The organism is Bradyrhizobium sp. S3.12.5 (assembly GCF_040548225.1).
Classification (GTDB): Bacteria; Pseudomonadota; Alphaproteobacteria; order Rhizobiales; family Xanthobacteraceae; genus Bradyrhizobium; species Bradyrhizobium cytisi.
Map to the genome: position 1 here is coordinate 141,581 of NZ_JBEPRF010000001.1, position 22,797 is coordinate 164,377.

22 protein-coding genes and 2 pseudogenes are annotated in these 22,797 nt (G+C 64.8%); 13 read left to right on the forward strand and 11 right to left on the reverse strand.

Features of this window, described 5'->3' with window-relative positions; genetic code table 11:
• Nucleotides 1-83: 83 nt before the first annotated feature.
• Nucleotides 84-1,187: a citrate synthase/methylcitrate synthase gene (locus tag ABIC09_RS00655; RefSeq protein ID WP_354108097.1), complete on the reverse strand. Its 1,104-nt coding sequence runs from the start codon at nucleotides 1,185-1,187 to the stop codon at nucleotides 84-86.
• Between the two features lie 79 nt (nucleotides 1,188-1,266).
• Here ABIC09_RS00655 and ABIC09_RS00660 point away from each other — a divergent pair, with 79 nt between their 5' ends.
• The 3 genes from ABIC09_RS00660 to atzF all read left to right on the forward strand — a co-directional run bounded on the left by ABIC09_RS00660 (nucleotide 1,267) and on the right by atzF (nucleotide 5,442).
• On the forward strand, nucleotides 1,267-2,493 hold the full coding sequence (locus tag ABIC09_RS00660; RefSeq protein ID WP_354108098.1) for a citrate/2-methylcitrate synthase: 1,227 nt from the start codon (nucleotides 1,267-1,269) through the stop codon (nucleotides 2,491-2,493).
• Nucleotides 2,494-2,575: 82 nt separating this feature from the next.
• Nucleotides 2,576-3,970 (forward strand): cytochrome P450, encoded by a 1,395-nt coding sequence (locus tag ABIC09_RS00665; protein WP_354108099.1) that lies wholly within the window; start codon nucleotides 2,576-2,578, stop codon nucleotides 3,968-3,970.
• Between the two features lie 89 nt (nucleotides 3,971-4,059).
• Complete coding sequence (gene atzF / locus ABIC09_RS00670) at nucleotides 4,060-5,442, forward strand: allophanate hydrolase (RefSeq protein WP_354086362.1); 1,383 nt, start codon at nucleotides 4,060-4,062, stop codon at nucleotides 5,440-5,442.
• On the opposite strand, the gene ABIC09_RS00675 is transcribed toward atzF, so the two are convergent.
• The 5 genes from ABIC09_RS00675 to ABIC09_RS00695 form a co-directional block, all read right to left on the reverse strand.
• On the reverse strand, nucleotides 5,439-6,164 hold the full coding sequence (locus ABIC09_RS00675; RefSeq protein ID WP_354037521.1) for a Crp/Fnr family transcriptional regulator: 726 nt from the start codon (nucleotides 6,162-6,164) through the stop codon (nucleotides 5,439-5,441). The genes atzF and ABIC09_RS00675 overlap by 4 nt on opposite strands.
• Before the next feature lie 69 nt (nucleotides 6,165-6,233).
• On the reverse strand, nucleotides 6,234-7,112 hold the full coding sequence (locus tag ABIC09_RS00680; protein ID WP_354108100.1) for an ABC transporter ATP-binding protein: 879 nt from the start codon (nucleotides 7,110-7,112) through the stop codon (nucleotides 6,234-6,236).
• The gene (locus ABIC09_RS00685) at nucleotides 7,100-7,879 is read right to left on the reverse strand and encodes an ABC transporter permease (RefSeq protein ID WP_148751941.1); all 780 of its coding nucleotides are present in this window, start codon (nucleotides 7,877-7,879) and stop codon (nucleotides 7,100-7,102) included. The genes ABIC09_RS00680 and ABIC09_RS00685 overlap by 13 nt, the downstream gene beginning before the upstream one ends.
• The gene (locus ABIC09_RS00690) at nucleotides 7,876-8,877 is read right to left on the reverse strand and encodes an NrtA/SsuA/CpmA family ABC transporter substrate-binding protein (protein ID WP_354108101.1); all 1,002 of its coding nucleotides are present in this window, start codon (nucleotides 8,875-8,877) and stop codon (nucleotides 7,876-7,878) included. Before ABIC09_RS00690 ends, ABIC09_RS00685 begins: the two co-directional genes overlap by 4 nt.
• A gap of 202 nt (nucleotides 8,878-9,079) precedes the next feature.
• Entirely contained in the window at nucleotides 9,080-9,742 is a 663-nt protein-coding gene (locus ABIC09_RS00695) for a DedA family protein (RefSeq protein ID WP_354108102.1), read from the reverse strand.
• 297 nt (nucleotides 9,743-10,039) lie between these two features.
• On the opposite strand from ABIC09_RS00695, the gene cobS reads away from it, so the two are divergent.
• The 5 genes from cobS to ABIC09_RS00720 all read left to right on the forward strand — a co-directional run bounded on the left by cobS (nucleotide 10,040) and on the right by ABIC09_RS00720 (nucleotide 15,868).
• Nucleotides 10,040-11,038 carry a cobaltochelatase subunit CobS gene (cobS, locus tag ABIC09_RS00700; protein ID WP_148751938.1) on the forward strand — a complete coding sequence of 333 codons (999 nt, stop codon included), beginning with the start codon at nucleotides 10,040-10,042 and terminating at the stop codon, nucleotides 11,036-11,038.
• 92 nt (nucleotides 11,039-11,130) lie between these two features.
• Nucleotides 11,131-13,032 (forward strand): cobaltochelatase subunit CobT, encoded by a 1,902-nt coding sequence (gene cobT, locus ABIC09_RS00705; protein ID WP_354086358.1) that lies wholly within the window; start codon nucleotides 11,131-11,133, stop codon nucleotides 13,030-13,032.
• The gene (locus ABIC09_RS00710; protein ID WP_354108103.1) at nucleotides 13,029-14,099 is read left to right on the forward strand and encodes an esterase-like activity of phytase family protein; all 1,071 of its coding nucleotides are present in this window, start codon (nucleotides 13,029-13,031) and stop codon (nucleotides 14,097-14,099) included. The genes cobT and ABIC09_RS00710 overlap by 4 nt, the downstream gene beginning before the upstream one ends.
• Before the next feature lie 144 nt (nucleotides 14,100-14,243).
• Nucleotides 14,244-15,356: an NADH:flavin oxidoreductase/NADH oxidase gene (locus ABIC09_RS00715; protein ID WP_354108104.1), complete on the forward strand. Its 1,113-nt coding sequence runs from the start codon at nucleotides 14,244-14,246 to the stop codon at nucleotides 15,354-15,356.
• Between the two features lie 104 nt (nucleotides 15,357-15,460).
• On the forward strand, nucleotides 15,461-15,868 hold the full coding sequence (locus tag ABIC09_RS00720; protein ID WP_354108105.1) for a hypothetical protein: 408 nt from the start codon (nucleotides 15,461-15,463) through the stop codon (nucleotides 15,866-15,868).
• Nucleotides 15,869-15,875: 7 nt separating this feature from the next.
• Here the strand turns inward: ABIC09_RS00720 and ABIC09_RS00725 are convergent, their stop codons facing one another.
• The 3 genes from ABIC09_RS00725 to ABIC09_RS00735 all read right to left on the reverse strand — a co-directional run bounded on the left by ABIC09_RS00725 (nucleotide 15,876) and on the right by ABIC09_RS00735 (nucleotide 18,324).
• The gene (locus ABIC09_RS00725; protein ID WP_187434928.1) at nucleotides 15,876-16,121 is read right to left on the reverse strand and encodes a PilZ domain-containing protein; all 246 of its coding nucleotides are present in this window, start codon (nucleotides 16,119-16,121) and stop codon (nucleotides 15,876-15,878) included.
• A gap of 312 nt (nucleotides 16,122-16,433) precedes the next feature.
• Nucleotides 16,434-17,753 carry a T6SS phospholipase effector Tle1-like catalytic domain-containing protein gene (locus ABIC09_RS00730; RefSeq protein WP_354108106.1) on the reverse strand — a complete coding sequence of 440 codons (1,320 nt, stop codon included), beginning with the start codon at nucleotides 17,751-17,753 and terminating at the stop codon, nucleotides 16,434-16,436.
• Nucleotides 17,754-17,979: 226 nt separating this feature from the next.
• Entirely contained in the window at nucleotides 17,980-18,324 is a 345-nt protein-coding gene (locus ABIC09_RS00735; RefSeq protein ID WP_354108260.1) for a hypothetical protein, read from the reverse strand.
• A 183-nt stretch (nucleotides 18,325-18,507) separates the two neighbouring features.
• Here ABIC09_RS00735 and ABIC09_RS00740 point away from each other — a divergent pair, with 183 nt between their 5' ends.
• From ABIC09_RS00740 to ABIC09_RS00755, 4 genes are all read left to right on the forward strand, one after another.
• Nucleotides 18,508-18,783: a hypothetical protein gene (locus ABIC09_RS00740; RefSeq protein WP_354037508.1), complete on the forward strand. Its 276-nt coding sequence runs from the start codon at nucleotides 18,508-18,510 to the stop codon at nucleotides 18,781-18,783.
• The gene (locus ABIC09_RS00745; protein ID WP_148751929.1) at nucleotides 18,780-19,076 is read left to right on the forward strand and encodes a hypothetical protein; all 297 of its coding nucleotides are present in this window, start codon (nucleotides 18,780-18,782) and stop codon (nucleotides 19,074-19,076) included. The genes ABIC09_RS00740 and ABIC09_RS00745 overlap by 4 nt, the downstream gene beginning before the upstream one ends.
• A 269-nt stretch (nucleotides 19,077-19,345) precedes the next feature.
• Nucleotides 19,346-19,624: a DUF1488 family protein gene (locus tag ABIC09_RS00750; protein WP_354108107.1), complete on the forward strand. Its 279-nt coding sequence runs from the start codon at nucleotides 19,346-19,348 to the stop codon at nucleotides 19,622-19,624.
• Nucleotides 19,625-19,767: 143 nt separating this feature from the next.
• Complete coding sequence (locus tag ABIC09_RS00755) at nucleotides 19,768-20,436, forward strand: hypothetical protein (protein ID WP_354108108.1); 669 nt, start codon at nucleotides 19,768-19,770, stop codon at nucleotides 20,434-20,436.
• Nucleotides 20,437-20,903: 467 nt separating this feature from the next.
• Here the strand turns inward: ABIC09_RS00755 and ftsZ are convergent.
• Together ftsZ and ABIC09_RS00765 are read right to left on the reverse strand one after the other, a co-directional pair.
• Nucleotides 20,904-21,854: pseudogene (gene ftsZ, locus ABIC09_RS00760) on the reverse strand (cell division protein FtsZ); the annotation flags it as partial.
• A 50-nt stretch (nucleotides 21,855-21,904) separates the two neighbouring features.
• Nucleotides 21,905-22,405: a hypothetical protein gene (locus ABIC09_RS00765; protein WP_354108110.1), complete on the reverse strand. Its 501-nt coding sequence runs from the start codon at nucleotides 22,403-22,405 to the stop codon at nucleotides 21,905-21,907.
• Between the two features lie 121 nt (nucleotides 22,406-22,526).
• On the opposite strand from ABIC09_RS00765, the pseudogene ABIC09_RS00770 reads away from it, so the two are divergent.
• Nucleotides 22,527-22,673, forward strand: a pseudogene (locus ABIC09_RS00770) (DUF1488 family protein); the annotation flags it as partial.
• Between the last annotated feature and the right edge of the window lie 124 nt (nucleotides 22,674-22,797).

Here is a 22,797-nt window from a genome sequence, read left to right on the forward strand (position 1 = left end):
AGACCCACCTCAACCCAGCGAGCGATTAGAACCTCGTCGGCACGACGACGGAGCGGGGCTCCGCCGTCGCCTTGCCCTTGCCCCTAGTTGCCGGACGCCTCCGGCATCGCCCCCACATATGACGAGCTCGGCCGGATCAACCGTCCCGTCCGTTGCTGCTCGCGCGCATGTGCGGTCCAGCCGGCCGAACGTGCCACCGCGAAGATCGGCGTGAACGCCTGCCTTGGGATTGCCAGCGCATCGAGCAGGATCGCGGTGAAAAACTCGACATTGGTCTCGAGCGGCCGCTCCGGATTCTTCTTGCGTAGCGCTGCGCGGATATAGGCCTCGACCTCGCCGGCAAACGGCAGGTCGGTACCGTCAGAGGCGAGCGCCTCGACTGCAGTCTTGAGCACGTCGGCACGTGGGTCGCGCACGCGATAGACGCGGTGGCCAAAGCCCATCATCCGCTCGCCGCGCGCCAGCGCCGCATCCACCCAGGGCTGGATCCGCTCGCGCGAGCCGATCGCATCGAGCATTTCCAGCACCGGCTCCGGCGCCCCGCCATGCAGCGGACCGGTGAGCGCGCAATAGCCGGCGGTCACTGCCGCGAACAGATCGGCCTGCGTCGAGGCCACCACGCGCGCCGTGAAGGTCGAGGCATTCATGCCGTGGTCGCTGGCGGTGACGAGATAGGCATCGAGCGCGGTGATCTCGCGTGCGGCAGGGCTGCGCCCATGCAGCATGCGCAGCGTATCGGCGGCGTGACTCACGTTCGGATCGGGCGCGATCGGGTCGAGCCCTTTTGCGCGCCGGACCAGTGCGCCCGCGATCACCGGAAACGCGCCGACGATCGTGGCCTCATGCTCCAGCCCGTGCTCGGCGCGCAGGCCCGCGACCGCGGCACGAAAGCCGTCGACGATGCCCATGCCTTGGGTCGCCGGCAAGAGCTCGGAGAGCCGCGCGAAGGCACGTTCGCGTGCCGCGCCCAGGCTTGCCCGGACATTGGCTTCGGTGAGGGTCGTCTTGCTGGCGCCGTTCCAGAGCCGGGCTGTGACGCCCTCAAAGCTCGATTTGGCGGCAAGGCGGCCGACATGCTCGCCGGCGATGATGAGCTCGCCGCGCTCGCCGTCGACATGGCTCAACGCGGTCTCGGCGGCGGGAACGCCGTCCAGCCCGATCTGGCTTTTGGTGAGGTGGATGTTCATGGCCCAAATCTCCTTTGCACTGCCCAAGGGAAAATCGGACCTCTCGACAGATTGATCAATCTTGATTACATTAATCAATATGAAAAATTCGGACGGTCTCTATCTCTCTGCCCGGGAAGCTGCGGCCGAGCTCGCGATCTCGCCGGCTTCCCTCTATGCCTATGTCAGCCGTGGCCTGATCCGCTCCGAGCCGACGCCGGATTCGCGCAAGAATCGCTACCGCGCCGAGGACGTCCGCGCCCTGAAGGAGCGCCGGGTGCCGTCGCCGGAGCCGCGCGGCTTGCGCAGCTTCGATGCCGATCTGCCGGTGATGGACACGGAGATCTCGACCATCACCGAGGAGGGCGCGATCTACCGCGGCGTCAACTGCGTCGATCTCGCCGAGAACGACACGCTGGAGCACACCGCGACGCTGCTCTGGGACGTCTCCGACGTCGATCCCTTCGCGCCGGACAATCAGCCTGCGATGTCCGAGGAGATGCGTGCGATTGCGGAAGCCGCGCGCCGCGCAGCTCCGATCGATCGCGCCATCGCGGTGCTCGCGCTCGCGAGCAGCGCCGATACCCGCGCGTTCACCCGCGCGCCCGATGGCCGCGCGATGGTCGGCGCGCGCATCGTCCGGCTGCTGGTCGCGACCATGCTCAATGCGGAGTCTTCATCCGAGCCGCTGCATCAGCAGATCGCGCGTGTCTGGGCAGGCGACAACAAGCACGCGTCCGATCTGATCCGCCGCGCGCTGGTGCTGCTGGCCGATCATGAGCTGAACGCCTCGACCTTCACCGCGCGCTGCGCTGCCTCGACCGGCCTCAATCTCTACGACTCCGTCATCGCGGGTCTCGCCGCGCTGAAAGGCCCAAAACATGGCGGCGCCGGCGTGCTGGCCTCGCAGCTCGTCAAGACCCTGGTCGACCGCGACGTCGAGCCGATGGTGCGCGAGCGCGTTGCGCTCGGTGAGCGTTTTCCGGGCTTCGGCCACGGCGTCTACAAGCGCGGCGATCCCCGCGCGAAGTCGCTGCTGAACGCCTTGGCCCGCGCCGGCGCGCCACGCAAATTCACCAAAGAGGTGCCCGAGCGGATCGCGGAAGCGACCGGAGAATTCGTCAATATCGATTATGTGCTCGCGGTGCTCGTGCACGCGCTGCGCCTGCCGGGAGGCAGCGAGCTCGCCTTGTTCGCCATGGCCCGCAGCGTCGGCTGGATCGCGCATGCGAGCGAGCAATTGCAGTTCGGCAAGCTGATCCGGCCGCGGGCACGGTATGTGGGGCCGGCGCCGGGACGGAGATCGGCGCTCGTGGAGAGGCCTTAGGGACAGCCAGTGGCTCTAGGAACCAATTGCCACTTATTCCCGTTCCGCTACAGTTCAGGCTTATTTTTCTTCTGATCGCGCCATGTTACATCGCCGCGAATTGGACTATTGCCCGCCTGCGCCACGTCCTTCGCCAGCCCGGCCAGGATTTGTCGAGCTATTAATCAAACTGAGGCGAAACCCGCTTGAATGCTGGAGCGCGGATTTTTTTGAGGAGCCAATAGCCAAGCTTCGCCTGCCGTTCGCTGATGCTTTTCTGGTTCATGACCCCCAAGCCATCAAGCGCGTGCTGATGGATAATTCAAGAAACTATCAGAAAGATACGATCCAACGCCGCATTCTCTCGTCTGGACTGTCCGATGGCTTGTTGAGCGTCGAAGGAGAGCGTTGGGAGCTTCAACGACGAATACTCGCACCCGTGTTCGCTCGCAGAACCGTCAACTCTTTCACGAAGGCCATGTTGTCGGCCGCGAACGGACTGGCCGCAAGATGGACAAGCTTGGAGCCTGGCGCCACGGTCGACGTCGCTGCAGAGATGACTCTGGTCACTTTGAACGTGCTCGCAGTCACGATCTTTTCTGGCGGGATCGGCGGCGACTTCGATGAATTTCGAGTGGCGATGAATGCCTATTTCAGCGTGATCGGCCGCATAGGGATGCTGGATCTGTTCGGCGTGCCCAAATTCGTGCCACGTCCGGGTTATCGCCGCTTGCGTCACACGATGGCTTACTTCGAAGCGGTGATCGACACGATCATACACGCGAGGTACCAAAGGCTTGCGGCCCTTGCCGCACACGACGGGCCAGATGATCTTTTGACGCTGCTGTTACGTTCGCTGGATCCGTCGACCGGACGGCAACTCAGCCCGACAGAGGTTCGCTCGAACATCCTCACTTTTCTTTCGGCGGGACATGAGACAACTGCCAATACACTCGCCTGGTCGATCTTTCTGCTTTCACAGGTACCGGAGTGGCGATCGCGCGTCGTGGAGGAAGCACAACGGGAATTGTCGAACCCGAGGGATGACCTGGCCGACCGGCTGATCGTGACCAAGGCGGTGATCGAGGAAACGCTTCGCCTCTACCCGCCGATCGCCGCACTCAGCCGGGCCGCGGTCGATGCCGATGTGTTGGGTGAAATCCCGGTCAAGCCGCGGTCTCTGATTGTGATAGCGCCCTATGTTCTCCATCGACATCGCGGGCTATGGAGCCGTCCGGATGCATTCGACCCTTCCCGGTTTCTACCGGAGGCCCGCGGCCGAATTCCACGTTTCGCCTATATGCCCTTCGGGGTTGGGCCTCGGACCTGTATCGGTTCGTCTTTTGCCCTGCAGGAGGCTGCAATCGTACTTGCTGTCTTGACCCGTCATTTCGAGATGCAGCTGCTGCCGCACGCCGAGGTCTGGCCCCTTCAGCGCATTACGCTACGTCCCGCAAAGGGGCTGCCGATGCGACTCATCCGGAGGAGAGCGCTTTAGCGCGGCGACCGGAGAGGCGCTTAATTGCTTTCCGTATCGTCGGCCCCCGGGCACGCTTCCAGCATCTTCGATCTCCCCGGGAGCAATTCGTGTCGCAAGCCGCCCTGCCTAGCCGAAGCCGAGCCGTTCGCTCGCGCGCCGAACTCACGTCAGCCATTGCAACGGCATACGAGCGCATCGAAAGGGACCAACACCGCAACTGCTGGGTCTATGTGAGGCCGATGGCGGAGGCGCTGGCGGAGGCCGAAAATCTCGCGGGGCGCGGCGCGCAGGGCGAATTCCTACCGCTCCTCGGTGTGCCTTTCGGCGTGAAGGACAACATCGACGTGGCGGGCATGTCGACCACCGCGGCCTGCCCATCATTCGCTCATGTTGCCGAGCGGTCGGCTCGGTGCGTCGAGCGCCTGATCGCAGCGGGTGCCATCTGTCTCGGCAAGACAAACCTGGATCAGTTCGCCACCGGGCTCTCCGGCGCGAGGTCACCTCACGGCGCCTGTCCGAGCGCCGCCGACGATCGCTATGTCGCGGGTGGATCGAGCTCGGGCTCGGCCGTCGCCGTTGCCTCCGGCCATATTGCTTTTTCGCTCGGAACCGACACCGGCGGCTCCGGCCGGATACCGGCAGGTTTCAACGGCATCATCGGGGTCAAGCCGACGGTCGGCCTGGTTTCATCCCGTGGGCTGGTCCCGAACTGCCCGACGCTCGATTGTCCGTCGATCTTTTGCAATTCAGCCGCCGAGGGCAAACTGTTGCTGGGGCTCGTCGAGGGCTTCGACGACGAAGATCCATACAGCCGTCAAGCGCCCGGCCTGTCATCGGTCTTTCCCCGCGAATTCCACTTCGGACGTATTTCCGCTCGTCAGCTGAATTCATTCGGTATGCCCGAATGCGACGCGCTGTACGAACGGGCCTGCGAGAGGCTCGTGCGGTTGGGAGGCCAAGCCATCGAGATTGACTTCACGCCTTTCACTGAAGCCGGCGAAATGCTGTTTTCGGGGCCATGGATCGCCGAACGCTACGCGTCGATCAGCAGGCTCCTCGACATCGATCATGGTGAGCTGCTGGAGGTTACGCGCAAGGTCCTGCGCTCCGCGGCGCAGTTCACCGGGGCGGACGCATTCGCGGCACAACACCGTCTCTTGAAGCTGCGGCGGCAGGTCCGGTTGTTCTTTGAAGAGATGGATGTGCTTGTGGTGCCCACCGCACCGCGTCCCTACACCATTGCGGATATGCTTCAGGACCCCATCAAGCTCAATAACAGCCTTGGTTACTACTCCTACTTCGCCAATCTTCTGGACCTCTGCGCGGTAGCGCTTCCCAATGCAGCGCTCCCCACCGGCATGCCCATGGGCGTCACCCTGCTGGCGCCCGCATGGCACGACCATGCCCTTCTGGATTTTGCATCGCGATGGCAGCCTGACGAAGGCGGAGCTCTGTTCGGTCTCAAGGTCTATTCGCCGGCCGCCGGCTAGACGAGTTCGAGATCGAGGGCGCGCAAATTCAGGATGACGATGAGGCCCCTGTCGTAGCGGATGACGCCTCTCGCCTGCATGCGCGAGAGCTGCACCGTCACCCATTGTCGGGTCGCCCCGATCAGGTTGGCGAGATCGCTGTGGGTGAACGGAATGCCGATCACGATCTGGCGGCCCTGCTGCGATCCGTAGATCTTCGACAGAAAGATCAGCAGGCGCTGCAACCGCTCGGTCACCGACCGCGTGCCGAGCATCTGCGCCATCGCCGAGTAGCACCTGGCCTTGAACGCCAGCGCATCCAGAAGAGCAACCGCGATGGTTGCCGATTGAAGTGCAAGTTCGCGCAGGGTGGCGCCGGGCAGAAACAGGAGCCGGCTGCGCTCAACTGCAACCGAAGACCACATATGCGCGCCGGCTCCGAACAGGTCCGGCCCGCCGATGAAATTGCCAGCAAACCAGTAGGCGAGCGTCACCTCGCGCCCGGAAGGGGCTGCGTAATAGCTGCGGATCCGGCCGGACTCGATCAGATAGATGCCGTTCTGCGTGTCGCCCTGGCGCCAGATATGCTTGCCGGTTTCCAGCACCTCCTTGCGGCCGATGGCAAGGACGCGACGGCGGTCAGCCTCACCTAAGGGATCGAGGAAGCCTGGCAATGAGCTGACCAGAGTATCGGACTCCGCCAGCATGATCCCGGCCGTAGTCCTGAGAGTTGCCGCTGCCATCTGCCCGCTCCCTCGTAGCCGGGCGATGCCATTCAAGAGCCATGCCAGCTCGCGCTATGAGGACACGCGCTAGGCGACCGTTTCCATTTGCTCGAACGCCTTGCGGCCTTCGCTCCGGATCAGATCGAGGCAGTCCCGCTTGAGGGCGAGATAGGCGGGGTCGGTCAGGATGGCGCTCGAGCGCGGGCGCGGCAGGCCTACGGAAAGATCGCGCAGGATGCGGCCCGGCCCGGCGCTCATGATCAGCACCCGATCCGACAGCAGAATAGCTTCGTCGATGTCGTGCGTGACGAAAACGATGGTGGCGTTGATCCGGCCGCGAAGTTCGAGAAGGTTATCCTGCATCACCGCCCGGGTCTGCGCGTCCAAAGCGCCGAACGGTTCATCCATCAGCAGGACGCGCGGCTGGTTTGCGAGAGCCCGGGCAATCGCCACCCGCTGCTGCATGCCGCCTGACAGCATATGCGGATAGGCGTTGGCGAATTTTGTCAGCCCGATCATTTCGATCAGGTCGTCCGCGATCCGCAGTGCCTCCGCTTTCGACTTGCCGAGCGCGCGCGGTCCATGCGCGATATTGCGCCATACCGATTTCCACGGGAATAGATGCGGCTGCTGGAACACCATCCCTATATCCGGCCTGGGTCCCAGCATCGACTCGCCGGCCACCGTCACCAGGCCTTCGAACGGCCGCTCGAGCCCGGCCACCGCATTCAGGAGTGTAGACTTGCCGCAGCCCGACGGGCCGACGAGCGAGACGAATTCGCCCGGCATGACGGCCAGAGACACCCGGTCCACCGCGATAACCTGGCCGCGCGGCACATCGAAGACGATGCTCAGATCCTCGACGCGGATGATCGCCCGAGGTGTTGTCGACGAAGGCGCGGGCGGAGCATCCACCAGCCGGAGCGGCTGGGCCGGACGAAGCGGGTTGTGCATCATCGCCACCATACGGCGCGTTCGGCAATGGCCGCGAAGGAACGATCGGCCACGAATGAGAGCAGTCCGAGCGCCGCCAGCCCTCCCATGACCTGTCCGGTCTGCATGTTCTGTTGCGCAATCTCGATCCGGTAGACGATGCCCGCAAACGCGCCCGCCAGCTCGGCGGCGACCAGCGTGTAAAAGGAGATGCTGACGGCGGTGCGCAGGCCGACGACAATGTAGGGGAGCGCACCCAGCAGGACGATCTCCGATAGCATCTGCCGGCGCGGCGTGCCGAGCATCAGCGCGGCGCGAATGAGGCCGCGATCGACCTTCTGCACGCCGATATGGGTCGCGAGCCACACGGTGAAGAACACACCCCAGACGACCAGAAACAGTTTGCCGGCCTCCGACAGCCCAAACCACAGGATCACGATCGGCACAAAGGCGATTGGAGGGATCGGGCGAAGAATGTGGAACAGCGGGGAGAGCAGGCTCGAGACCAGCCTGAACTCACCTGTCAGGACGCCGAGTACGATCCCGCCCGTGGCACCGATCAAAAATCCCGCAGTGACGCGGAAGAGGCTCGCGGAAAGGTCGCCGAAAAACTGGCCGCTATGGATCCAGTCGAGGACGGCGACGGCGACCGTCGAAGGCGGCGGAAACAGCACCGCGTTGACGATCCGAGATCGGGCGATCAATTCCCATACGCCGACGAAGGTGGGCACGGAGAGCACGCCGACAAGCACGCTAAGGCGCCCGGCCGCGTTCGCACGGCTGCGTCTGCCGACGCTCATGGATTGGCCGACAGCGTCACACGTGCGGCATCAAGTGCCTTCAATGGCGCAGTCGCGATGATCTGTAAGAAATCGGGCATCCCGGCCCCGGGCGGATGATTGCCGGTTGCGAGCCGCCAGGCCGCGTGCGTCTTGAGCGTCTCGAGCAGCTTGTCGTCAAGGCGCACATGATAGACGTAGTCCGGCCAGATCAGCGTCAGCTCGTCGCGTTTCATGCCGGTCGCCGTGGCAATGATGTCAATCGCTTCATCCGGATAAGCCTTGACCCAGCCTTCGGCCTCAATGAGGGCAGCCAGGAATTTGCCGATGACCGCAGGGTTGGCCTCCAGATAGGACCGCATCACAACGACGTTGAACGTCTCCGAGTAGAGCCCCTTGGTGTCGAGCAGGACGGCACCCCCGCCGAGAGCTTTCTTTGCATTCGCCACATGCGGCTCCCAGGTATCGAATGCATCAATGCTCCCCGCCGCCAGGGCGGGAAGCATCTCCTGCGGGCGAAGATTGACGAGCGTAACGTCCTTGGCGGTCAATCCGGCCGCCTTTAACAGGACCGCTGTGTAGACCTCGCTGCCCGTCCCGGCCGTGAAGCCGATGCGCTTGCCGCGCAAGTCGGCCTTGGTCCTGATCGCCGCGGACGCGGCCGTCATCGTCTTCAGATCCGAGTATTCCATGCCAGCGACGAAGGCGATCGGCTGCTGGGCCATTGCGGCCGCCGTTACCGGCGCTTCGGCGGTCGTTGCGATATCCGCTCCTCCTCCGACCACCGTATCGAGGCACTGCTTTCCGCTGGTGAAGTTCGAAACGGAGATATCGAGCGCCTGCTTGGCGAACAGGCCTTTGGTCTTGGCGACGATCGCGAGACCCGAAATCGGTCCGAGATTCTGCGCAAGCCGTGCCTTCAGCACATCTTCGGCTTTAGCTCCGACGCCGGAATTCAGGCCGACCGCATACGTCGAGATCGCCAACAAAACCACGCGAAGAGCTGTGTTCGAGCGCATGCAACCACCCCCAGGACGTCGGCGGCCGCAACGGCCGGCCTGCGATTAGATGAGGGTCATCCGAAGGCAACGCGCCGTGAAGCAATTAATCGACAACTCATCCCGCTGGCAAATATTTGCGCATCGCGGATGCGCAGCGGACCGCAATTTAGGCAACGGAGCGCTCCAGGCGCCCGCCTCTTGTGCTGCCGGCCGAGCCCGTTCAGACCCGCGGCTTCGCCGCTGCCGCGATGCCGTCGCCGTTCCGGCGACGGATGATCCAAACCGTCACGCCCAGCACGATCGCGACGGCGACCACGGTCAAAATCCAGATGTGCTTGCCCGGATGCCCCTCGTGCGGCACCCCGAAATATTGGTGGAAGGCCGACACCGCCAGCACGCCCGGCAGCACATGGGCCGGGGCCCAGACCAGGATCGCGGGGATGTTCACCGCGTAGAACTTTGCCGGCGCCATGCCGAGCGCACCGGCGGTCACCGGCACGAAGGCGCGGATCGGCGGCACGAAGCGGGCGAAGAACACCGCCCAGGTGCCGAAGCGGTGGAAGAAGGTTTCGCTCTCCTCGACCACGCGCGGATAATTGGTCATCGGCCAGGTGTTGAGGATCTTGCGCTGCTGCCGGTGCCCGATCCAGTAAGCCGAGCCGTCACCCAGCACGGCGCCAACGGCGGCCGCGAGCAGCACCCATTGCAGCTTCAGGTCGCCGCCCGGAATCAGGGCGCTCAGCGCCAGGATGATGGTCGAGCCCGGGATCACCGACCCCACCACCGGCACGGCTTCGAGAAGCGCTGCCAGGAACAGGGTCAGATAGGCCAGCCACGCGTGGACTGAGACGAAGGATATCAGGGGATCAAGGAATGACGTCACGTCGTCTCTGTGGTGGGCTGGGGCATTCGGGTTCAGACCCTTACACAAGTAGTGAGAGGCGGTGAAAGTGCCATTCACCTGGGCAGGGCGCCTGTCCGGCGCGAAATTTGGGCGAGATTTGCAGGGCAGCCTTCCCAAAATCGCGTTCCTTGCCTATCTAAATGAAAAGACAATGGAACTTTGATTGGCGCGCGGGCTTCTGCAGGCCCGTGGTCTCTGATAGGTTCGCAATCGCACCCAGCCGCAGCCAACGTGCAAATAACTGGTCTCGGGATCGCCCGGGATCTCGGAGGATTGATGACGACCGCCGCCTTGTCCAAAGTTGAGGAAATTTCCGGTCTGCCCGACATGAAGGTGTCGGTGCGCCAGGTATTCGGGATCGACAGCGATCTCGAAGTGCCGGCTTATTCCGAAGTCGATCCTCATGTGCCCGAAGTCGATTCCGACTACCGTTTCGACCGCGCCACCACGCTTGCCATTCTCGCCGGCTTTGCCCGCAACCGCCGCGTGATGGTCACCGGCTATCACGGCACCGGTAAATCCACCCATATCGAGCAGGTCGCAGCCCGCTTGAACTGGCCTTGCGTGCGCGTCAATCTCGACAGCCACATCAGCCGTATCGACCTCGTCGGCAAGGACTCGATCGTGGTCCGCGATGGCAAGCAGGTCACCGAATTCCGTGACGGCATCCTGCCCTGGGCGTTGCAGCACAACGTCGCGCTGGTGTTCGACGAATACGACGCCGGCCGCCCGGACGTGATGTTCGTGATCCAGCGCGTGCTGGAGGTCTCGGGGCGCCTGACGCTGCTCGACCAGAACAAGGTGATCAAGCCGCACCCGTCGTTCCGGCTGTTTTCGACGGCCAACACGGTCGGCCTCGGCGACACCTCGGGCCTCTATCACGGCACCCAGCAGATCAACCAGGGCCAGATGGACCGCTGGTCGATCGTCACCACGCTCAACTACCTCAGCCACGACGAGGAAGTGGAGATCGTGCTGGCAAAGGCTAAGCACTATCGCACCCAGGAAGGCCGCGACATCGTCAACAAGATGGTGCGCCTCGCCGATCTCACCCGTAACGCCTTCGCCAATGGCGATCTGTCGACGGTGATGAGCCCGCGCACGGTGATCACCTGGGCTGAGAACGCCGACATTTTCGGCGATATTGGCTTTGCGTTCCGCGTCACCTTCCTCAACAAGTGCGACGAGCTCGAGCGTCCCCTGGTCGCCGAGTTCTATCAGCGCTGCTTCAACGCGGAGCTGCCGGAATCGGCCGTCAACGTGGCGCTCAGCTGATCTCTCGATTGAACGTCACCGATAGTTTCCTGACACAAGAGCGGCCGGTGGTTATGGGTCCCGGCCTTCGCCGGGACGACAGATAGGGTCAGATGACCACCTCCAACTCCAAATTCCGCAACACCAAGGAAGCGCCGACCGAGCCGTTCAAGCGCTCGGTGGCGTCCTGCCTGAAGGCAATCGCGAAGTCGCCCGAGCTCGAGGTGAGCTTCGCCGCCGAGCGCCCGGGCCTTGCGCCGGGCAAGGCGCGGCTGCCCGAGCCAGCGCGGAAAATGACCAAGCGGGATGCGGCGATCGTGCGCGGCCACGCGGATTCGATCGCGCTCAAGATCGCCTGTCACGACGCAAAGCTGCATCGCAAGCTGATGCCCGGCAATCCGCAGGCGCGCGGCGTGTTCGAGGCGGTCGAGCAGGCCCGGGTCGAGGCGATCGGCGCGCGCCGCATGGCGGGCGTTGCCAGGAACCTCACCGCGATGCTCGACGATCACTTTCATCGCGGCAAGTTCGACGAGATCACCGACCGCGCCGACGCGCCGCTCGCCGACGCGCTGGCAATGCTGGTGCGCGAGCGCCTGACCGGCATGGCGCCGCCGACGGCTGCGAAGAAGATGGTCGATCTCTGGCGCCCGATTCTCGAGGACAAGATCGGCAGGCGGCTCGACCGGCTTGATAACCTCGTCGAGGACCAGACCAGGTTCGGCGACGCCGTGCACGATCTCTTGACCGCGCTCGAGCTCGGCGACGAGCGCAGCGCCGACAGCGAGGACAATGAGGACGACGACGAGAACCGGGACGGCGACAACGACCAGTCCGGTGCCGAGGGTTCGCCCGATTCCGACGCCGCGCAGGAGATGAGCGCAGACCAGGCGCAGGCCTCGAGCGAGGATATGAGCGACAGCGCGATGGAAAGCGCGCAAGCCTCGACGTCGGATACCCTGGACGACGGCGAGCTCGGCGACGACGAGACGCCGGGCGAGGCGACGCGTCCGAACGCGCACGGCAAGAACGAGCCGCGCGGGCCGGAATATCACGCCTTCGCGCCCAAGTTCGACGAGGTCATCGCGGCCGAAGATCTCTGCGACCATGACGAGCTGGAGCGCCTGCGCGCCTATCTCGACAAGCAGCTCGCGCACCTCCAGGGCATCGTCGCCCGCCTCGCCAACCGCCTTCAGCGCCGCCTGATGGCACAGCAGAACCGCGCCTGGGAGTTCGATCTCGAAGAAGGCATCCTCGATCCCGCGCGCCTGTCGCGCGTGGTGACCGATCCCCATCACCCGCTGTCCTTCATGCACGAGAAGGAGGCGACGTTCCGCGACACCGTGGTGACGCTGCTGCTCGACAATTCCGGCTCGATGCGCGGCCGTCCGATCACGGTCGCCGCGACCTGCGCCGACATTCTCGCGCGCACGCTGGAGCGTTGCGGCGTCAAGGTCGAGATCCTCGGCTTCACCACGCGCGCCTGGAAGGGCGGGCAATCGCGCGAGGCGTGGCTTGCCGCCGGCAAGCCCGCCAGTCCCGGCCGCCTCAACGATCTCCGCCACATCATCTACAAGTCGGCCGACGCCCCGTGGCGCCGCGCGCGAAAGAACCTCGGCCTGATGATGCGCGAGGGTCTGCTGAAGGAGAACATCGACGGCGAGGCGCTGGACTGGGCGCACAAGCGCCTGCTGGCGAGGGCCGAGCAGCGCAAGATCCTGATGATGATCTCGGACGGTGCGCCGGTCGACGATTCCACGCTGTCGGTCAACCCCGGCAACTATCTCGAGCGGCACCTGCGCCACATCATCGAGGAGATCGAGACCCGCTCGCCGGTCGAGCTGATCGCGATCGGCATCGGCCACGACGTGACGCGCTACTACCGCCGCGCGGTGACGATCGTGGACGCCGAAGAGCTCGGCGGCGCCATCACCGAGAAGCTCGCCGAGCTGTTCAGCGAGACCAACACCGCGCCCACGCAAGCTCCCAATCGCCCGCGACGCAAACTGCATTCGTGAGCACGCATCAATCCCGCCGCGGCTTTCTTGGCCACGCGGCGGCGGGATTTTCCACTCTTGCGCTCCCCCGGCTCGCGCAAGCGCAGTCCGCGCCAAAACCGGCGCGGGCCGAGCACGCCGTCACCGAGCCCGTCAGCATCGAGGTCAACGCGCGGCCGATTCCCGACTTCGAGCCGCGCGAGCGCTCGCGCGTGCGGTTCGGCTCGTTGCAATATCGCAGCGGCCTGGTGCTGACCTCGCCGCATCGCGGTTTTGGCGGCCTGTCCGGCTTCCGCTTCCTCGATGACAAGGGCCTGCGTTTTCTTGCGCTGTCAGATCAAGGCACCTGGTTCACCGGCGCCATCCGCTATTCCGGCAGCAAGATGACCGGGCTCGACGACGTCGAGGCCGCGCCGATGCTCAACGCCGAGGGACGGCCGATCACGGAGAAGCGGCTCTGGTACGACACCGAGTCGCTCGCGCGCGACGGCTCGCTGGTCTATGTCGGGCTCGAGCGCGTCAACCAGATCATGCGCTTCGATTTCGCCAAAGGCGGCACCCGGGCTCGTGGCGAGGTGGTGCCGACGCCGCCCGCTCTGCGAAAACTGCCCTACAACAAAGGCCTCGAGGCGCTGGTGTTCGTGCCCAGGGAGATGAAGGGCCAGCCGCTCGCGGGCACGCTGATCGCCCTGTCCGAAGGCGGCTTCGATGCCGACGGCAATCTGATCGGCTTCTTGATCGGTGGTCCGTCGCCCGGCCAGTTCAGCATCCGCCGCACCGACAAGCAGTTCATCAGCGACGCCGTGCTGCTGCCGTCAGGCGAGTTGCTGATCCTCGAGCGCAAATTCTCCTGGTTCACCGGCATCAACATCCGCATCCGGTCGCTCCCGTTGAAGGCAATATCGCCCGGCGCAGTGGTCGACGGCCCCGTGCTGTTCGAGGCCGATCTCGGCCATGAGATCGACAACATGGAAGGCATCGACGCCCACGTCACGGCGGAGGGCGAGACCGTGCTGACGATGGTGTCGGACGATAATTTTTCGCTGCTCCAGCGCACGCTGCTGTTGCAGTTCACGCTGGTGGATTAGTCGCCTGTTCCGTGACGGCGGCCCGTCGTGCCCGCAATGCATGGGGCCGCCAGCGGCCATGCCGCCTGCGCAACTGGCAATTCGCCGTCGGCCTATTAAACTTCATGCAATCGCTTCCATCCCTCCATTGCCGGATCCCCCCGCATGAGCGCCCTGTTCTCCCCGATCAAGCTGCGCGGCCTGACCTTGAAGAACCGCGTCGTGGTGTCCCCGATGTGCCAGTATTCGGCCGAAGACGGCGTTCCCACCGACTGGCATTTCACCCACATCAACAATCTCGCGCTGTCGGGCGCGGCGATGTTCTGCATCGAGGCCACCCATGTCGAGGCGATCGGCCGCATCACGCCGGGCTGTCTCGGGCTCTACAGCGACGCCGCGGAAGCCGCGCTGAAGCAGATCCTCAGCTCCGTCCGCAAGCATTCGACCACTGCGATCGCGATGCAGCTCGCCCATGCCGGCCGCAAGGCGAGCAGCGCGCGGCCCTGGGACGGCGGCCAGCTCATTCCGCAAAGCGAAGGCGGCTGGCAGCCGGTGGCGCCGTCGGCGCTGCCGCACAAGGAGGGCGAGGCCGCACCGCTGGCGCTCGATGCGGTGGGGCTGAAGCGCATCCGCGAGGCCTTCGTCGACAGCGCGAAGCGCGCGATGCGCATCGGCATCGACGCGATCGAGCTGCACGGCGCGCACGGCTATCTCATGCATCAATTCCTGTCGCCGATCTCGAACAAGCGCACCGACGAATATGGCGGGACACTTGAAAATCGCATGCGCTTCCCGCTCGAGGTCTACGACGCGGTGCGCGCGGTGGTCCCGCACGACAAGCCGGTCGGCATGCGGGTGTCGTCGACCGACTGGGTCGAGGGCGGCTGGGATCTGGCGCAGACCATTGAGTTTGCCAAAGTGCTGAAGGCGCGCGGCGTCGACTGGATCGACGCCTCCTCCGGCGGCGTCTCGCCGCTGCAGAAGATCGCGCTCGGCCCCGGCTATCAGGTGCGGTTTGCCGAGGTCATCAAGCGCGAGACCGGAGTGCCGACCATCGCGGTGGGCCTGATCACGGAAGCCAGGCAAGCCGAGGAGATCGTCGCCTCCGGCAAGGCCGACATGGTCGCGCTCGCCCGCGCCATGCTCTACGACCCGCGCTGGGGCTGGCACGCCGCAGCGGAAGTCGGCGGCGAAGTCGAAGCCCCGCCGCAATACTGGCGCTCGCAGCCGTCGACGCAGAAGGCGCTGTTCGGGAAGACGACGTTCGGAGCGCGGTAAGGGAGTAACCGGGCACCTCACGCATCCGTAACTCCCCCAACCTTCCACCCGCGGCAAAACAGGCCTAACCTCCGCCCATCCGGGGGGCGTCACGGAGGCCCGGCATGCGATTTGGTGTCCGCAAGACTGCCCATGTGCTGGAACGGATCGGGCTCGCGATGGCGGGCGCAGCCTGCGGTCTGTTCGTCGGCGCCCATGTCGGATCGGCGATCCCATCGCTCACCACGCAGGGCTTTCTGCTGTTGATGATGCTGCTCGGTGCCGTCGGCTTCTATCTCGGCATCGACACCCCGCAACTGCCCTTCGACGCGGCCCACAGCCAGATCGACGCCGCGGAAATTTTGAGCTCCGCCGGCACCCTCTGCGCCACGCTCGCCTCGCTCGCGTCAGTCGCCGTCATCGTGCTGCGGCTCGATCCGCACGACGCGGCTACCTGGCTGGTGTTCGCCGGCTGGATCGGTGGCGTCGCGATGCAGATCGTCGCGGGCGCAAAGGCGAGGATGCGGGAGTAGTCCCTCTCTAAAACACCACGCCCACCCGCGTGCCGCGCTTCCAGGCGATGCGGCAGCGTTTCTTGGTGTTGACGTGCAGCAGCTCGAACCGATCGGGGATCTTCACCTGTCCGCCGAGATCGATGCAGGCGCCGCCCGGCGAATAGTCCACCAGTGTACAGACGATGACCGGCGCACGCGCGTCGGTGATGATCTTGGCCTGGCGGGACACCAGGCCGGCGGGTTTCACGCGAGCATGTCGGCGCGGATGCATTGGCACTCTCCTCCAATACCGCGGACAACGCGGTGGCAGGTTGCAATGATGCCGATGAGATGATGCGATCACGTTGAGGTCGCGGTGAGAATTTTAATGAAAAGTAGCGGCGATCGGGGAATGTTGCGGTAGCGGGGTGGGGTGCCGTGGCCGCCTCAGGCACCGCCGGGAGTGTAGCGCGACGCCGTCTCTACACTCTCCGTCATTGCGAGCGCAGCGAAGCAATCCAGTCTGCCGCCGCGGAAAGACTCTGGATTGCTTCGCTTCGCTCGCAATGACGAGAGGAGAGGCCACGGGTTCACACCCCCACCGTCATCCCGCCACGATCTCCTCCGCCTCGGCACCCACCCCCGGTCCCACCGGCATCGGCACCGTCACAAAATCCTTCGGCATATTCACCGGCCGATAGTCCGGCTCCACCGCCATCCGCTTCAACACGCTCTCATGCACATGCGCGCCTTCGGGGATCAGCCGCGGCTCGCAATCGGGAATGTAGAAACCCAAAAACACCTTGCGCGCCGGCCATTCCTTGTAGCTCGCGCGCTTCGGTAAGAATTCCAGCACGCGCCAGGCCGCGCTCATCGAATTGTGCAGCACGCCCGCCTTGCCGGTAAAAGCCGGCGGGACGTATTGGAACGGCGAGGCCTTGCGCTGGATGCCCCAGGCGAGCTGCTTCACGGTGCGCGGGTTGAAGTTCAGTCCCGCCTTCGCGGCCTCGTCGATCATCCAGATCAGCGGATATTTCGATTCCGCGCTCTCGGCCTCGGGATAGCCGCCGCCGACGTCGCAATGCACGCCGGCGAACCACACCTGCAGGATGTCCTGCTTCTCCTTCCTGTGGTCAGGCACGAAGCGGTTGCTCCAGTACTCCTGCGGCTCTTCATACGCCTTCAGGCGGAACATACAGCGCCGCTCGTCGATCGCGATCGCCTGGCGGAAGATCTTGACGCTGGGATTGCGCAGCGTGAAGGCCAGCTCCTCCAGGCTCGGCCAATAGAGCCGGTCGGCGCGCGGCACGATCACGCTCGCCACCGTGTCCCAGACGCCGATGAAATGGATGGTCGGCCAGCGCGACGAGGTGATGCGGGCGAATTGCGCGGCGAGATCGAACTGGTCCTTCGGCAGCGGCCCGTCCTCGTCGCTGCCGCTGTCCTTGAGGTCCTCGATGTCGTTGCCGCACCCGAGCCCGGAATATTGCTTGTAGGCGACGAGGCCCGAGCCTGCGAGGTTCGCCTGCTCCGGCGAGATCAGACCAATTTTGTGGATCAGCCCCGCCAGCACCCGCACGGTATAGGCGCCGCGCGAGAAGCCGAACAGGTAGATGCGATCACCCGGCGCGTAATGCGCGACCAGGAAGCAGTAGGCGTTGAGCACGTTGTCATCGAGCCCGTAACCGGTGGCGAGCCCCAGCACCAGGTTGATGTCAGCCTTCCAGCGATTCCACGTCGACGGCTCCGTCACCGTGCCGACGCCGGGATCGTAAAACACCATCTGCCGCGGCTCGGTCCTGTCGGTCTTGCGCAGGCAGCGATAGAGCTTCAGGACGTTGGAGATGTTCTCCGAGATCTCGTTGCCGGTGCCGTCGCAGCAGATGACGAGATTCTTCGGCTCGGTTGCGCGCGCATGCTCCACAGGTCTGCCCCTCCAGGTGATGCTACCGGGGCGAGTATAGCCGAAAAGCGCGGCGGCGAGGAGACGAGGGCTGCGCCAGTTGGATGCGCGGTCGTGCCACAAACTCGTCATGCCCGGGCTTGTCCCGGGCATCCACGTGCTGGTTTCCGCGTAACAAGAACGTGGATGGCCGGGACAAGCCCGGCCATGACGGGCTCTATCGATTTGGCCGAGCGCGCTTGCTAACCTACTTCTTCTTCCCCTGTCCGATCTCCGGCTGCCACGCGTCCTTGCGGGTCGGCGCCGCGGCGATCACCTTGGTCTTGTCCTTCTTCGGCTTCTTGGCTTCGCGATTGCTGCGTTGCTGTCCCTTGGCCATGATGTTGGTCTCCTGTGCGGGTTTGAGTTCGTCCAGTTCGTCCGATTGCAGCACGCGGCCGCGCGGCGTGCAGACGCGCACCTCCATGAAGCCGTCGCGCAGCAGCTTTCGCGCCATCCGGAGCGCGACATTGGCGTCGCTGCGGCCGTGATGGGCGCTGCCGTATTCGCTCGTAGCCCAGATCAGATAGGGCACGCGGATCGGCCTGGCCATGGCAATGCCCGTCTGAGTTGCGGTGATGCGTCGAGCCTACGCCTGCACCACACCATTAGCGAGGCCTAAAACGCCGCGCACCAGCCGCGGTATTGATAGTGCTGGCTATTGCCGCGCCGAGAGCGCATGGTTGCAACCAAGCTGGCGTCGGCTGGGGCCGCTCTCGCAGGAAGGCAGGCGTGCATGACCATCCGATCGCGGCGGGAGACCGTCACGTTCAGGCATCCGTTCCGCATCCACGGTATCGATCGGATGCTGCCTGCCGGCAGCTATCAGGTGATCGCCGACGAAGAGACGATCGAGCGCGAGATGTTCTCGGCCTGCCGCCGTGTCGGCACGTCGATCGTCGTGCCCGTGGACGGTGTGCTCGGCTCCATGGAGACGCTGTCGATCCGTGCGCCCGATCTTGCGGATGCGATAGCGTCCGACGCGAGCGTCGCCCAAGAGCCTCGCCAATGACTGAGATTCCCGTCGATCTCGACAAGCACCGCGGCATGGCTGCCCAGAAGGCGACCGACCTGCGCCGTGCGCTGGCCGAGGTCGAGAGCAATGTGAGGCAGCTGCGCGAGCGCGAGGCCGATCTCGAGAACCGCCTGATGACGGTGCCCGCCGGCTCCTGGGCCGAAGCCGCCGTGAAGGCGCGCTACCTCCTCAACCTCTACGCCGCCAGCCTCCCCACCGAAGACACCCGCCACCGCGCGCTGGTGGCCGCCCTGTTCGACGACTTCGCGAGACTGGGCGGGGACAACTGAAGCCGCCGCGAGGACACCTCTCCCGCCTGCGGGAGAGGTCGACGCGCCCCGGGCGATGCGAAGCATCGTCCCCCGGGCGATGCGAAGCATCGTCCCGCGCGCGGCGGGTGAGGGCTCTCTCCTCATCGGGGTTCTCGCCTGCAGAGACACCGCCACCCGCATCCGCCTTCGCCAAGGTTCCGGCCGCCAACACCGAGAGATGGCAGCGAACCACCGCCGTCACACCGCGTTCAGTTCTCAGCAAGCAACCCGCGTCAAAGGAGCACCCCATGACCCTCACCAGCGGCCGTTTCATCGGCCACGAACAGGACCGCGGGATCGTCCAGTTCTCGATGCAGGACGGCGCCAGGGAAATCCCGTGCGCGATCTCGACCTCCGCCATGGACGATCTCGAGCGCGGCCCGAAGGCCCGCCACAACGAGCGCGAAGCCCAGTTCACCCGCCTCCGCGACCGCATCGAAGCCCAAGCCGCGAGCAAGTACCGCGCGACCGAGTTCGAGGGCACCCCGCCGGGGATCGTGCTGCGGAGCATTGATTTTCGGGGATAGGGGGAGGCGACGGTTCGCACCGCGAGCGTGCGCAAGCTTCGCGCATTTTCGATCGCATCCGCGGGCCCCGCTGCCGCATCAGCTGTTGACATTAACCACTTGTTAACCATGCGGTCGCCTAATGTGTAGATTGGGGGATCACCATGTCGGCCCATGTGACGCGCCCGAAGTTGATGCCTGTTCCAGCCGATCCGGCCTTTCATCTGCTTGGCGGGCTGGCGGTTCGCGCCACGGCTGTCCTACGGAGCAATGCAATGTTCGGAAAGGACGACTTAGTGGACAATCTCAGCCGCGATCTCGATCGCGCGCGCGGACGACGCGATGCTCTTGCATCCGAAGCCGCGACCCTGACGGCTCAGATCGCCGAAATCGAAGCCCGCCTTTCGGAGGAGAAGCACAGGCGGGAGCGTGATCGCGTCTTGGGCGAAATCGAAGCGATCAAAACCCGAATCAAGCAGGCCGGGAGCGCGTTTGCACCTGTTGTCGATGGTCTCTGCAAGGCGATCGAGCAGGCTGCGGCCGTTGTGCCTGAGGCCCGCGAGCTCAATAGTTTTCTGGTATCGGTGGCGACCGAAATCGACGGTGTAATCGGTCCCCTCTTGCGCGAACTGGATCAGCGCGCGGATGCGGTGCGAGTCGGCCACGCTGCACTGGACCTCCCGAGTTCGGCCAATGAGGGGTCCATCGCGCCGCCCATCGAACCGCCAAAAGACAACAACGATCGCCTGCTTCGTTTCCCGGCATGGCTGTCGCGCGACAAGGACGCGGAAAAAACGGAAGCAGCGGAGAACCCGCGCAGCACGGCAGCGTGAAGGATTCGGCGCGCTGCGCACCTTTGGGATGCGAGCCGGGAATTCAGACGACCTCTTCCCGCTAGGGAGAGGTGGACCTCCGACAGCCGACCGAACTTGATCTCATCGCGCCTTGGAGCCGCGTCGCAGCGGTCCATGTGCTGGTGCTTGCGACCAGCTCAGTTGGCCGCTCGGCGCAGGAAGGCCGGGATCTCGAGAATGGCTTCGTCGGTCGCATTGCGCGCAGAGGAGCGGTCGTAAGGATCGTGCGGCTGGGGAGCCGCGTGGCGCGTATATTCCGGATTCGCCCTTGCCGGTTGCCCCGCCGGGTGGCGGGCCTCCGGGCGGAGCGGCGGACTCTCTACTTGCGGAAGCGGTGCGCCGCGCTCGATGCGATCGGCGATGCGGCGGCTGTCGTTGCGCAGCCTGCCGGCGAGCTGCGTGAGTGGGCTTTCCGCCGGTTGCGTCTGCTGCGCCGGGTCAAGATTATCGATTCCGGTCGCCACCACTGAGACGCGGACGATACCTTCGAGGCTTTCATCAAACGACGCGCCGACGATGATGTTGGCGTCCGGGTCGGCCTCGTCGCGAATGCGGGTCGCAGCTTCGTCGACTTCGAACAGCATGAGATCCCGGCCGCCGGTGATGGAGATGATGAGGCCACTGGCGCGCTTGATCGAGGGGTTCTCGATCAATGGATTGGAAATTGCGGCCACGGCGGCGGCGAGCACGCGCTTCTCGCCGGATGCTTCGCCCCTTCCCATCATGGCCTTGCCCTTCTCTCGCATCACGGAGAGAACGTCGGCAAAATCGAGATTGATCAGGCCTTCCTTGACGATGAGGTCGCTGATGCAGGCCACACCCGAATAAAGCACCTGATCGGCAAGGGCAAAGGCATCGGCGAATGTGGTCTTCTCGCTGGCCACCCGGAACAGGTTCTGGTTCGGGATGATCAGCAGGGTGTCGACTGTCTTCAGCAACTCCTCGATGCCGGCTTCGGCAAAGCGCATGCGGCGCCGGCCCTCGAAGTAGAATGGCTTGGTGACCACGCCGATGGTGAGAATGCCGAGCTCGCGTGCAGTCCTGGCGATGATGGGTGCAGCCCCGGTGCCGGTACCGCCGCCCATGCCGGCAGTCACGAAGACCATGTGCGCGCCGGTCAAATGATCGCGGATCGTATCGATTGCCTCCTCGGCTGCGGCGCGTCCCAATTCGGGCTGCGAGCCGGCGCCAAGGCCTGCGGTCACATTTGTGCCCAGCTGGATGAGGCGCGTCGCCTTCGACATGGCAAGCGCCTGCGCGTCGGTATTGGCGACGACGAAGTCGACCCCTTGCAGCCCGGCCGTGATCATGTTGTTGACGGCATTGCCGCCGGCGCCGCCGACCCCGAACACGATAATGCGCGCCTTCATCTCGCGAATTTCGGTGATGCCAGTCATTCTTTCCTCGCGGTTGCTCCGGCGGGCCGGGATGGAGAAAGGTTCGAGTGCTACCTGCGAGCCGCGCGGTCTCCGTCCACGATGGCCGCGGCCAGATGTCCCAATTGAAGCGCGGCTTGTCCCGCGATTGCGCCGCCAGCCCGGCGACCGGTCCGCAGCGCCGCCACTTCGTCTTCCAGTCGTGCCGCCCACGCATTGGCTGCCGTCGTCTCGGCAGCCGCCTGCAGCAGCTCGACGGCCAGGCGATCGGCGCGCTCGAAATCTGACCTGTAGCCGGTTGCAACTGCTTCGAGCCGCGCGACCTCCGCCTTGAAGGCCACCGCCTTGAACGCCTCGATCTTTGCCATGGAGGCGGCGACGGGGTCTGCCTGGCGGCCACGCCGTGGGCGGGGCACGTACCGGAGTTCGGAGAAATCGACGCTCACCAGCGCCTTGCCATCATCCGAACGCGAGCGCGGCAACCGGCGTCGTCTCGCAAGCGAACGCGCGGCCTCGCGCGAGATGTTGAGGCGGGCACTGAGATCGGCATACGTCAACAACGCAACGCACATCGGCGCTTCTCCTGGAGCGAACCGGGAAGGCATTTCGGGCTAATGATGGCTGGACGATTACAGCAGGCTAGGCTGCGTTGGTTAATGGACGGTTAACGCGCGCGCGGTGCTGGCGCCGCGCCCGCGCGCCGGGCCCGACCAGCGCGAAGCCCAGTTCACCCGCCTGCGCGAGCGCATCGAAGCCTGCGCGGCACGTAAATATCAGGCGACGGAGTTCGAGGGCACGCCGCCGGGGATCGTGCTGCGGAGCATTGATTTTCGGGGGTAGGGGGAGCGGTCTTACGAAGCCGCGAACATTTCAGCCCCGGCATCAAATTGACGTCGGCCCTCTCAGGGAGGCCACGTCGTCGGCTTCGTTACTGTGCCGATCCCCCGCACTGCAAAACACTATC

What these genes read in the sequence shown, in the direction of transcription:
- ABIC09_RS00735 (WP_354108260.1), bottom strand. Translation starts at nt 18,324, where the DNA reads ATGGCCAGGCCGATCCGCGTGCCCTATCTGATCTGGGCTACGAGCGAA.
- ABIC09_RS00660 (WP_354108098.1), top strand. Translation starts at nt 1,267, where the DNA reads ATGAAAAATTCGGACGGTCTCTATCTCTCTGCCCGGGAAGCTGCGGCC.
- ABIC09_RS00740 (WP_354037508.1), top strand. Translation starts at nt 18,508, where the DNA reads ATGACCATCCGATCGCGGCGGGAGACCGTCACGTTCAGGCATCCGTTC.
- cobS (WP_148751938.1), top strand. Translation starts at nt 10,040, where the DNA reads ATGACGACCGCCGCCTTGTCCAAAGTTGAGGAAATTTCCGGTCTGCCC.
- ABIC09_RS00745 (WP_148751929.1), top strand. Translation starts at nt 18,780, where the DNA reads ATGACTGAGATTCCCGTCGATCTCGACAAGCACCGCGGCATGGCTGCC.
- ABIC09_RS00690 (WP_354108101.1), bottom strand. Translation starts at nt 8,877, where the DNA reads ATGCGCTCGAACACAGCTCTTCGCGTGGTTTTGTTGGCGATCTCGACG.
- ABIC09_RS00725 (WP_187434928.1), bottom strand. Translation starts at nt 16,121, where the DNA reads ATGCATCCGCGCCGACATGCTCGCGTGAAACCCGCCGGCCTGGTGTCC.
- ABIC09_RS00750 (WP_354108107.1), top strand. Translation starts at nt 19,346, where the DNA reads ATGACCCTCACCAGCGGCCGTTTCATCGGCCACGAACAGGACCGCGGG.
- ABIC09_RS00765 (WP_354108110.1), bottom strand. Translation starts at nt 22,405, where the DNA reads ATGTGCGTTGCGTTGTTGACGTATGCCGATCTCAGTGCCCGCCTCAAC.
- ABIC09_RS00655 (WP_354108097.1), bottom strand. Translation starts at nt 1,187, where the DNA reads ATGAACATCCACCTCACCAAAAGCCAGATCGGGCTGGACGGCGTTCCC.
- ABIC09_RS00715 (WP_354108104.1), top strand. Translation starts at nt 14,244, where the DNA reads ATGAGCGCCCTGTTCTCCCCGATCAAGCTGCGCGGCCTGACCTTGAAG.
- ABIC09_RS00680 (WP_354108100.1), bottom strand. Translation starts at nt 7,112, where the DNA reads ATGGTGGCGATGATGCACAACCCGCTTCGTCCGGCCCAGCCGCTCCGG.
- ABIC09_RS00720 (WP_354108105.1), top strand. Translation starts at nt 15,461, where the DNA reads ATGCGATTTGGTGTCCGCAAGACTGCCCATGTGCTGGAACGGATCGGG.
- ABIC09_RS00665 (WP_354108099.1), top strand. Translation starts at nt 2,576, where the DNA reads ATGTTACATCGCCGCGAATTGGACTATTGCCCGCCTGCGCCACGTCCT.
- ABIC09_RS00685 (WP_148751941.1), bottom strand. Translation starts at nt 7,879, where the DNA reads ATGAGCGTCGGCAGACGCAGCCGTGCGAACGCGGCCGGGCGCCTTAGC.
- cobT (WP_354086358.1), top strand. Translation starts at nt 11,131, where the DNA reads ATGACCACCTCCAACTCCAAATTCCGCAACACCAAGGAAGCGCCGACC.
- ABIC09_RS00755 (WP_354108108.1), top strand. Translation starts at nt 19,768, where the DNA reads ATGTCGGCCCATGTGACGCGCCCGAAGTTGATGCCTGTTCCAGCCGAT.
- ABIC09_RS00675 (WP_354037521.1), bottom strand. Translation starts at nt 6,164, where the DNA reads ATGGCAGCGGCAACTCTCAGGACTACGGCCGGGATCATGCTGGCGGAG.